Source organism: Buchnera aphidicola (Chaetosiphella stipae setosa), assembly GCF_964059095.1.
GTDB lineage: Bacteria > Pseudomonadota > Gammaproteobacteria > Enterobacterales > Enterobacteriaceae > Buchnera_J > Buchnera_J aphidicola_BP.
In genome coordinates this window covers 451,292-462,000 of the sequence record NZ_OZ060394.1, presented here as the reverse complement: position 1 = coordinate 462,000, position 10,709 = coordinate 451,292, and the positions used below count along the sequence as shown (strand labels likewise).

Annotated in this window: 10 protein-coding genes and 1 tRNA gene; 7 read left to right on the top strand and 4 right to left on the bottom strand. The window is 23.9% G+C overall.

The window, feature by feature from the left end; all coding sequences use genetic code 11:
* Positions 1-88: 88 nt before the first annotated feature.
* Both AB4W52_RS02230 and der read left to right on the top strand, forming a co-directional pair.
* A complete protein-coding gene (locus tag AB4W52_RS02230) occupies positions 89-718 on the top strand; it encodes a hypothetical protein (RefSeq protein WP_367675316.1) in 630 nt (209 codons plus the stop codon).
* A gap of 79 nt (positions 719-797) precedes the next feature.
* Complete coding sequence (gene der, locus AB4W52_RS02225) at positions 798-2,174, top strand: ribosome biogenesis GTPase Der (protein WP_367675315.1); 1,377 nt, start codon at positions 798-800, stop codon at positions 2,172-2,174.
* A gap of 17 nt (positions 2,175-2,191) precedes the next feature.
* Here the strand turns inward: der and fdx are convergent, their stop codons facing one another.
* From fdx to AB4W52_RS02205, 4 genes are all read right to left on the bottom strand, one after another.
* A complete protein-coding gene (gene fdx / locus AB4W52_RS02220) occupies positions 2,192-2,518 on the bottom strand; it encodes an ISC system 2Fe-2S type ferredoxin (RefSeq protein WP_367675314.1) in 327 nt (108 codons plus the stop codon).
* Between the two features lie 87 nt (positions 2,519-2,605).
* Positions 2,606-3,097 carry a Fe-S protein assembly co-chaperone HscB gene (gene hscB / locus AB4W52_RS02215; RefSeq protein WP_367675313.1) on the bottom strand — a complete coding sequence of 164 codons (492 nt, stop codon included), beginning with the start codon at positions 3,095-3,097 and terminating at the stop codon, positions 2,606-2,608.
* A gap of 86 nt (positions 3,098-3,183) precedes the next feature.
* On the bottom strand, positions 3,184-3,573 hold the full coding sequence (gene iscU, locus AB4W52_RS02210) for a Fe-S cluster assembly scaffold IscU (protein ID WP_367675312.1): 390 nt from the start codon (positions 3,571-3,573) through the stop codon (positions 3,184-3,186).
* A 51-nt stretch (positions 3,574-3,624) separates the two neighbouring features.
* Positions 3,625-4,842 carry an IscS subfamily cysteine desulfurase gene (locus AB4W52_RS02205; RefSeq protein WP_367675311.1) on the bottom strand — a complete coding sequence of 406 codons (1,218 nt, stop codon included), beginning with the start codon at positions 4,840-4,842 and terminating at the stop codon, positions 3,625-3,627.
* 242 nt (positions 4,843-5,084) lie between these two features.
* Here AB4W52_RS02205 and AB4W52_RS02200 point away from each other — a divergent pair.
* The 5 genes from AB4W52_RS02200 to rho all read left to right on the top strand — a co-directional run bounded on the left by AB4W52_RS02200 (position 5,085) and on the right by rho (position 10,677).
* Positions 5,085-5,157, top strand: a tRNA-Trp gene (locus tag AB4W52_RS02200).
* Positions 5,158-5,271: 114 nt separating this feature from the next.
* Positions 5,272-7,140: a dihydroxy-acid dehydratase gene (ilvD, locus tag AB4W52_RS02195; protein WP_367675310.1), complete on the top strand. Its 1,869-nt coding sequence runs from the start codon at positions 5,272-5,274 to the stop codon at positions 7,138-7,140.
* Between the two features lie 69 nt (positions 7,141-7,209).
* The gene (gene ilvC, locus AB4W52_RS02190) at positions 7,210-8,685 is read left to right on the top strand and encodes a ketol-acid reductoisomerase (RefSeq protein ID WP_367675309.1); all 1,476 of its coding nucleotides are present in this window, start codon (positions 7,210-7,212) and stop codon (positions 8,683-8,685) included.
* A 266-nt stretch (positions 8,686-8,951) separates the two neighbouring features.
* On the top strand, positions 8,952-9,281 hold the full coding sequence (trxA, locus tag AB4W52_RS02185; protein WP_367675308.1) for a thioredoxin: 330 nt from the start codon (positions 8,952-8,954) through the stop codon (positions 9,279-9,281).
* A 136-nt stretch (positions 9,282-9,417) separates the two neighbouring features.
* Positions 9,418-10,677 carry a transcription termination factor Rho gene (gene rho / locus AB4W52_RS02180; protein ID WP_367675307.1) on the top strand — a complete coding sequence of 420 codons (1,260 nt, stop codon included), beginning with the start codon at positions 9,418-9,420 and terminating at the stop codon, positions 10,675-10,677.
* The last annotated feature ends 32 nt before the right edge of the window (positions 10,678-10,709 follow it).

Sequence of the window (10,709 nt, the reverse complement as noted above, 5' to 3'; positions counted from 1 at the left end):
AAAAAAATAATATTTTTTTCTTGATTTTTTTAAAAAAAATATATAATATTTAATTCAAATAGAAATTTAGAGGATTCAGAGATAAAAAATGTTAAACTTCAAAAAAATTCAGAATCGATTTTTTTCTTTTTCATTAATTTTTTCATTATTTTTAATAAATTCACTTTTTTTAACAAACTTATGTTTTTCTAAAAATAATCAAGGAAATTTTTCAAGTTTTAAAAATTTTTCTCTAACTTCTCATAACAAAAATTTTTGTAAAGATTTTTCTCCTTTTTTAAAAAATTCAAATAGTGTTGCCAAAATAGAAACTATTGATCCTTCGATATTTCAAATAAAATCTATTCATTCTTTTATTTTAAGTAAAAAATTAGATGGTTTTTTAAAAGTTCCTACTCAAGAGAAGAAAAAAATGAGTAAGAAAAAGATAAAAGAAATGATAAGAACTTGTCAAAATGCTTCATGCATTTCTTTATTCCTACGTTTTTTAAATTTCCATTTGAATGCTGATGATATTAAATATGCATTAGAAATGTGTCCAAAAATTTTTTCTTTCGCACCTCATAATAAAAATTTAAAATGTATAATATATTTAAAAATTTCTCTTGCACAGTTCAAAATTGGTGATTTTAAAGGCGCTTTTCTTAGTTTACAACATATGAGTGATATATATCCTTGGAATTCTTTTTTATCATGTTTAGATTTCAAAAGATTTTAATTTATATTAAATAATTTTATTTTTAAATTTTTTAATTTTCAGTAAAAATAAAAGTTTCTAAAAAAAATAGGTTTGTCAAATGAATTTTACTGTTTCTCTTGTTGGTTGTGAAAATGTAGGAAAATCTACAATCTTTAATAATTTAACTAAAAGAAAATCTTTAGTTGTCAAAAATATTAAAGGAATAACAAGAGATCGTATGATTGGTTCAGTAAAATTCAATAATTTTTTTTTCAGATTAGTTGACACTCCTAGTTTTTATTCTTCTAATGAAACTTTAAAAAAAAAAATTTTATTTCAAATTGATTTGGCAATTAAAGAATCAAATTTTATTTTTTTCGTAGTTAGTGCAAAAAATGGAATAACTAATAGGGATAAAGATATTTTACAGAAATTAAGAAAAAAAAAAAAAAAAATTGCATTAATAATTAATAAAATTGATCAAGTAAAAGATTTAGATTTAATTTATGATTTTTATTCTTTAGGTTTGAAAAAAATTTATAAAATTTCAGCTTTAAATTTAAAGGATATATTATCCTTTAAAAGGAAAATAATATCTTTTTTTAAAAAAAAAAAGTTTATCAAGCAAGAAAAGAATTTGCGTGAAATATCTTTAGAGAAAAAATCTCAAGAAAAAATTAAAGTTATTATAGTTGGTAAACCGAATGTAGGAAAATCGACGTTAATAAATAAATTGATTCAAGATGATAATAGAATAATTACTTCTGATATTCCTGGAACAACAGGAGATGTAATTTATACTTCGACTTATTATCGTAATAAAAAATATATTTTTTTTGACACTGCAGGAATAAGAAGACGAGCTAAGATCAATTCTTTTTTAGAAAAAAAATTTGTTAAAAAAGCAATTGATCAATGTAAAAAAATTGATGTATTAATATTTGTTATAGATTCTACAGAGAATCATCTGTCTAATCAAAATCTAAATTTATGGAATTTAATTTTAAAATTTGGATTTCCTATTATTATTTTAGTGAATAAATGGGATCTTTTAACTAAAAAAGAAAAATTTTTTTTCAAAGAAAATATTTTTTTTCGTTTTCGTTTTGTAAGAAATATTAAATTTTATTTTGTATCATTTTTATTTAAGAAAAATATTAGAATTTTTTTATTAAATTTAATTAAAAAAATTTATTTTTTTTCAAAAAAAAAAATTAGTAGTTCTTTTTTAACAAAAATTTTATATAGTGCTTTAGAGGAAAAAAAACCACAATTACTAAATTGTAAAAATAAATCTAAGTTAAAATATGCTAATTTTGGTGGAAATAATCCACCAATAATTTTTATACATGGAAATAATTTAAATAATTTATCTAATTCATATAAAAAATATTTAATTAATTATTTTTCTTTGAAGTTAAATCTCTTTGGATCTTTTTTAAGATTAGAATTTAAAAACAGTCAAAACCCTTTTATTAAAAATAAAAAAAAATAATTTTTTTTATAAATTGATTAATTATGATTTGCTGTGTATAAAGGTATTTTTACTGTAATATTACACTTTCCTAATTTTGCTTGACAAGATAATCTGCTTTTTTCTGTTAAACCCCATGCTTTATCTAATATATCTTCTTCTTTTTCTTCCATTATAGATAATGATGAAAATCCTTTTTTAATAATACAATGACACGTACTACAAGAACAAGATTTTTCACATGCATGTTCTATATTAATATTATTTCTTAACGCTACGTCTAAAATAGATTCTCCTTTTTCTCCGAAAAATGAACCTCCTTTAGGTAATAATTTTTTATGAGGTAAAAATTTTATTTTAGGCATGTAATTACTCTTATTTAAATAAATTTAAATTTTATTATAAAAGCTATTTTTTTGATTTTTAATATACTGCGAACTTTCATTTTTTCATTATTTCATTTTTTTTGTAAAATTTTTTAAAAAAATAATTTTTTGTAAAATAATAAAAGCGTTTTTCCAAGATTTCTTTTTTAATTGAATAATAATTTTTTTTTTATATTCATTTAGTAATAATTGTATTTTTTTTGTAAAATTTAATATTTTTTTTTGATTTTTTTTTTTTTTTAATTGATCTAATTTTTCGTAATATTTATATTGTTTATATAGAAATTTTTTATCTAAAATATTATTGTTTTCTTTTGATTTAATATCAAAACCATTTATTTTTAAAAGATATTGAATTCTTGTAAAATTTTTTTTTAATATTTGATATCCTTGATTAATATAAATCGATTTTTTTAGATTTTCTTTTTTTTTTTTTTTTGAACATTGAATATTCATATCAGGGTGATATTTCTTTTGTAAAGAATAGTATTTTTTTAGCAATTTTTTTTTATCGATTTCAAAATTTTTAGGTAAATTAAAACAGTTAAAATAATCCATAAGCACTTTTTATAAATAATGTTTTTTCGAAAGTAGTTTTAAAAGGTAATATTTTTAAAGAAGATTATAAAATTTAATTAATAAAATTATTTTATTTTATTTTTATTTTTATAGTCTTTAATAGCTGCTTGTATAGCGCTTTCGGCTAATACAGAACAATGTATTTTTACAGGAGGTAAATTTAATTTTTGAGCAATTTTTTTATTTTTAATTTTACCTGCTGAAGCAATAGACTTTCCTTTAATCCATTCTGTAATTAATGAACTTGATGCAATAGCTGAACCACATCCATAAGTTTTAAATCGTACATCTTTAATTATTCCTTTTTTATTTACTTTAATTTGCAGTTTCATTACGTCTCCACATGCTGGTGCTCCTACTAATCCATTACCAATTTTTTTGCTTTTTTTATTAGAAAAAGATCCTACATTTCTAGGATTTTCATAATGATCAATGACTTCTTTACTATATGCCATAATATTTTTTCCTTATATAAAAAATTTTTGATAATATTTTTAAGAATTTTTTTATGTGTTCCAAGTAACTTGATTTAAATCAATTCCTTCTTTAAACATTTCCCATAAAGGGGAAAGATTGCGTAACTTTTTGACAGATTTTTTTATTAATCTTATAGTAAATTTAATTTCTTTTTTTGTTGTAAATCTTCCTATAGAAAATCTTATAGAACTATGAGCTAATTCATCTTGTAGTCCAAGTGCCTTTAACACATAAGATGGTTCTAAACTTTCTGATGTACATGCTGAACCAGATGAAATTCCTATTTCTTTCAAAGACATAATTAATGATTCTCCTTCAATATAATTAAAACTTACATTTAAAATATGTGGAACACCAAGATTAATATTTAAATTGCTATTTAAATGAATTTCTTCAATTTGAGATATTCCATGCCATAAAAAATCTCTTAATTTTTGAATTTTTATAAAATCTTTTTTTTGTCTTTTTCGCGCAATTTGACAAGCTTTGCTCATTCCTATAATTTGATGTACAGGTAAAGTTCCAGATCTCATTCCTCTTTCATGACCCCCCCCATGTATTTGAGGTTGTAATCGTACTCTAGGTTTTTTCCGGACATATAAAACACCGATTCCTTTTGGTCCGTAAATTTTATGTGCTGAGAAAGAAATTAAATCTATTTTTGTTTTATTCACATCAATGGAAATTTTTCCGATGCTTTGAGTAGCATCTACATGAAAAAATATTTTTTTTAATAAACAAATTTTAGCAATTTTTTTAATATCTTGTATGACGCCAATTTCATTATTCACATGCATAATAGAAATTAAAATTGTTTTTTTTGTAATTTTTGACTTTAGTTTTTGAAGATCAATTAATCCATTTTTATTGGGTGTTATATAGGTAATTTTAAAATTTTTTTGTTCTAAACTACGACATGTATCTAAAACAGATTTATGTTCTGTTTTACTTGTGATTATATGATTCCCTTTTTTTTTATAAAAAGATGCAATTCCTTTAATTGCTAAATTATTAGATTCAGTTGCTCCAGATGTAAAAATAATTTCTCTAGGATCAGCATTAATTATTTTAGCAATTTCAAATCGAGAAAGATTTATTGCTTCTTCTGATAGCCAACCAAATTTATGTGAGCGAGATGCGGGATTACCGAATATTCCATCCATAGTTAAATATTTTTTCATTTTTTTTACTACATCAGGATCTACTGGAGTCGTTGATGCATAATCTAAATAAATTGGAAGTTTCATTTTTTTTTCTTTATAAAAATTTAGTATAATTTATAAAAGTATTTTTTAATCAAAATTATGAAAAAATAATATATTTTTAAAAAAAATTTTTCGATATTTATTTCATATATTTATATTATACATTATAATATATTAAAAATTGAATTTTTATAGAATTTAATTTTTAGTTGTAAAAATTTTGATTTTTTTTTAAATTGAAATTAATTTAATATATTTTAAATAAGATATTTATAGAAGAAAATAAGGGCGTAGTTCAATAGGTAGAGCATCGGTCTCCAAAACCGACTGTTGGGGGTTCAATTCCCTCCGCCCTTGTATATATTTTAATAAAATTCTATAATACTATTTTAAGTAGTAAGAGTATTTTTTTCTTTTTTATTCTGAAAAATTTTTTTTAAAATTTCTTAAATTTTTTAGGGAATTAAAATTATGCCTGAATATCGTTCTAGAATTACAACACATGGAAGGAATATGGCTGGAGCAAGATCTTTATGGAGGGCTACTGGAATGATAGATGAAGATTTTAAGAAGCCTATTATTGCAGTTGTAAATTCATTTACAGAGTTTGTACCAGGGCATATTCATTTACGAGAAGTTTCGAAAATAATATCTCATGAAATATATAAATCTGGAGGAGTTCCAAAAGAATTCAATACTATAGCAATAGATGATGGAATTGCTATGGGTCATTCAGGAATGCTATATTCTTTACCATCGCGAGAATTAATTGCAGATTCTGTTGAGTATATGGTAAATGCACATTGTGCAGATGCTATGATATGTATTTCCAATTGCGACAAAATTACTCCTGGTATGTTGATGAGTTGTTTACGATTGAATATTCCTACTGTTTTTGTTTCTGGCGGTCCAATGGAAGCAGGTAAAAATGTTAACTCAAAAAATTCTGTTTTGAGAAATGTAAAATTAGATTTAGTAGATGCTATTGCAAGTAGCGCTAATTCTAATTTTTCTGATTTAGAAGTTGATGAAATTGAAAAATCTGCTTGTCCAACATGTGGTTCTTGTTCAGGTATGTTTACTGCAAATTCGATGAATTGTTTAATAGAAGTTTTAGGATTAGCAATTCCAGGAAATGGAACTTTATTAGCTACTCATACAGAAAGAAAAAAATTATTTGTTCAATCTGCGAAATTAATTTTAAAAATTTCAAAAGAGTTTTATGAAAATAATAATCAAGAATTTTTACCAAGAAATATAGCTAATAAAATTTCATTTAATAATGCAATGGCATTAGATATTGCAATGGGTGGTTCAACAAATACTGTTTTACATTTATTAGCTTCTGCTAGAGAAGGAAAAGTTGATTTTAATATTAAAGATATAGATGCATTATCGAAGAAAGTTCCTCATTTATGTAAGGTTTCTCCTAGTACTTCAAAATATCATATAGAAGATGTACATAGAGCTGGTGGTATAATATCTATTTTATCTGAATTAAATAAAAAAAAATTAATTAATTCTAAAACAAAGAATATACTTGGTTTAACTCTAGATAAAACATTAATGGAATATAATATTTTATCAACAAATAATAAAAAAATAAAAAAAATGTATTTAGCAGGACCTTTGGGTTTGCGAACTAAAAAAGCTTGTTCACAGTCTTTTTATTGGAAAAAAGCAGATATAGATAGAAAAAAAGGATGTATACGATCAGTAAAGTATGCTTATAATAAAGATGGAGGACTAGCTATTTTATACGGAAATTTAGCTATTGATGGTTGTGTTGTAAAAACTGCTGGAGTTCCTGAAAATCTTAAAAAATTTAAAGGAAAAGCTAAAGTTTATGAATCACAAGAAGAAGCATCATTTGCAATATTAAATAATAAAATTAAAAAAGGTGATGTCATAGTTATTCGTTATGAAGGTCCAAAAGGTGGTCCAGGAATGCAAGAAATGTTATATCCAACTACATATTTAAAATCAGTTGGTTTAGATAAGCATTGCGCTCTTATTACAGATGGAAGATTTTCTGGAGGAACTTCTGGTTTGTCTATTGGTCATATTTCTCCTGAAGCTGCAAATCAAGGATTAATTTCAATTGTTCAAAATGAAGATATTATAAATATTGATATTTTTCAAAGGAAAATTAATTTAATGATTTCTCAAAAGGAAATTAATTATCGTCTAAGCTTAGAGAGAAAGAAGAAGGTTCCTTTTTCACCTATTTATCGTAAACGTAAGGTTCCTAATTCTTTAAAATTTTATTCTTTTTTTGCAACTAGTGCAGATAAAGGTGCTGTGAGAGATCGAAAGAAGTTAAATAAATTTTTAATTTAAAATTTTTTTTATTAAAAATGAAATATTTTTAAAGTATTTTGATCCATTTTATTTAGAGGTTATTTAAATATGTTAAATTATTTTAATCAATTAAATTTTCGTCAAAAAATTAAAGAATTGAGACAATGTTTTATTGTTAATAAAGACGATTTTAGAAATGGATTAACGATATTAAAAAATAAAAATATTGTTATTATTGGATGTGGTGCTCAAGGTTTAAATCAAGGATTGAATATGAGAGATTCTGGATTAAATATTTCTTATGCTTTGAGAGAAGAAAGTATACGTAATAAAAATTCATCTTGGTTAAGAGCTATTAATAATGAATTTTCCGTCAATACTTACGAAGAACTTATTCCTACAGCTGATCTTGTGATTAATTTAACTCCAGATAAACAACATCAATTTGTTGTGCATAAATTACAATCTTTAATGAAAAAGAATGCTGTATTAGGGTATTCACATGGTTTTAATATTGTAGAAATGGGTGCAGTGATTAGAGATGATATTACTGTCATTATGGTTGCTCCAAAATGTCCTGGAACTGAAGTTCGTGAAGAATATAAAAGAGGTTTTGGAGTTCCTACTTTAATAGCTGTACATAAAAAAAATGATCCTTTAAAAAAAGGTTTAGAATATTCTAAAGCTTGGGCTTTTGCAATTGGATCGCATAAAGCAGGTGTTTTAAAATCTTCTTTTTCAGCTGAAGTAAAATCTGATTTAATGGGAGAACAAACGATATTATGTGGTTTATTACAATCCGGATCTATTGTTTGTTATGAATATCTTGTGAAAGAAGGACATAATCCAGGATATGCAGGAAAATTAATTCAAAATGGATGGGAAGTAATGACAGAATCTTTAAAACACGGTGGAATTAATTTAATGATGAGTAGATTATCTAATCCGTCTAAGATTCGAGCATATAAATTATCAGAGAATTTAAAAAATATTTTAAAACCATTATTTCGTAAGCATATGGATAATATTATTTCAGGAAAGTTTTCTAAAAATATGATACAAGATTGGAATAATGAAGATAAAAATTTACTTTCTTGGAGAAGAGAAACTAAATCTTCTATGTTTGAAAATGCACCTAATTATTTAGAAAAAATTTCTGAAGAAGAGTATTTTCAACACGGAGTTTTCATGGTTGCTTTATTAAAATCAGGAATTGAATTAGCTTTTGAGGTGATGTTAGAATCTGGAATTTTAAAGGAATCAGCGTATTATGAATCTTTGCATGAATTACCATTGATTGCGAATACAATTTCTAGAAAAAGATTATTTGAAATGAATTTAGTTATATCAGATACAGCAGAGTATGGAAATTATTTATTTTCAAAAAATGCAATTCCTTTATTAAAAAATTTTGTTTTAAATTTAAAGTATGGAGATTTAGGTAATTTATTAGTTTCTAATGATGTAGATAATATTGAGTTAAAAAATATAAATGAAAAAATTTATAATCATCCAATTGAAAAAGTAGGTAGAAAATTAAGAAAATATATGGTAGATATGAAGAGAATTTCATTAAATACTTAAATTTTATTTAATTATTTGAAAAATTTTTATAATATAAGTTAATTATAAAAAATAAAAATTAATTTTATTTTGTGATTTTTATTTTTAACATTTTTTGTAAATATAAATTTTCAAAAAATTTTTTATTTTTTAGATTTTTTTTAAAAAAAAATAAAAATTAAAAAATTTCACATATAAAGTTTTATAAATATTTTTTAAAAAATATTTTAATTCAGTTGCACTCAGATAATAAAATTTAGATATATTAAGATTTTCGGTGATAAAAAATGAAAAATTTAATTAAAAATGTAACAGATAAGTCTTTAGAAGATTATTTATTAAATTGTGAAAATTATGTTTTAGTAGATTTTTGGGCTTCTTGGTGTTCACCATGTAAAGCATTATCTTATGTTTTAAAAGAAATTGTAGATGAATATGATAAAAAATTAGATATTTTAAAATTAGATATTGAAAAAAATTCAGATTCTGCGTTAAAGTATTCTATTCAAAGTATACCAACTTTAATATTATTTAAAAAAAATAAAATTATTGATAAAAATATTGGCTCTCTTTCGAAAGAAGAATTAAAAATATTTTTAAATAAATATATTAAATAATATTTTTTATATAATTTTTTTTAAAACTTCTATATTTTTTTATTTTAATTATAGAAAATATAGAGTTTTGAAAATTTAATAAATATTATTATATTTTATAAATATGACCTCGATTTTTATTAAGAAACCCACCATTATGAATCTTACTGCTCTTAAAAACACATCAGTGTCTAAATTAATTATACTTGGCGAAAATATGGGGTTAGAAAATCTCGCTCGTATGAGAAAACAAGATATTATTTTTTCTATTTTAAAACAACACGCAAAAAGTGGAGAAGATATTTTTGGAGACGGAGTTTTAGAAATATTACAAGATGGATTTGGATTTTTAAGATCTTCAGATAGTTCTTATTTAGCAGGACCGGATGATATATATGTTTCTCCTAGCCAAATTAGAAGATTTAATTTGCGTACTGGAGATACAATTTCTGGAAAAATAAGACCTCCCAAAGAAGGAGAGAGATATTTTGCATTGTTGAAAGTGAATAAAGTAAATTATGATCAACCGGAAAATTCTCGTGGAAAAATTTTGTTTGAAAATCTTACTCCTTCACATGCAGATTCTCGTTTGCGCATGGAACGAGGAAATGGATCAACAGAAGATTTAACAGCGCGTGTTTTAGATTTAGCTTCTCCAATTGGTAGAGGACAAAGAGGTTTAATTGTAGCTCCTCCTAAAGCAGGAAAAACAATGCTTTTACAAAACATTGCACAAAGCATTGCATATAATCATCCGGATTGTGTTCTTATGGTTTTATTGATTGATGAACGACCAGAAGAAGTTACTGAGATGCAAAAATTGGTTAAAGGAGAAGTTATTGCATCTACTTTTGATGAACCAGCTTCTCGGCATGTTCAGGTTGCTGAAATGGTTATTGAGAAAGCAAAAAGATTAGTTGAACATAAAAAAGATGTAATAGTCTTATTAGACTCTATAACACGATTAGCTCGCGCATATAATACTGTTGTGCCATCTTCTGGAAAAGTTTTAACCGGAGGTGTAGACGCGAATGCGTTACATAGACCTAAAAGATTTTTTGGGGCCGCAAGGAATGTTCAAGAAGGCGGAAGTTTAACTATTATTGCAACTGCGTTAATTGATACTGGATCAAAAATGGATGAAGTAATTTATGAAGAGTTTAAAGGAACTGGAAATATGGAACTTCCATTGTCAAGAAAAATTGCAGAAAAAAGAGTATTTCCAGCTATTGATTATAACCGTTCAGGAACAAGAAAAGAAGAGTTATTAACCTCTGTTGACGAATTGAAAAAAATGTGGATTTTAAGAAAAATTATTCATCCGATGTCTGAAATTGATGCTATGGAGTTTTTAATAAATAAGTTATCTATGACAAAGACAAATCATGAGTTTTTTGATATGATGAAGCGTTCTTAATTTTTTTTAAAAAATTTTTTATCAAATACAGT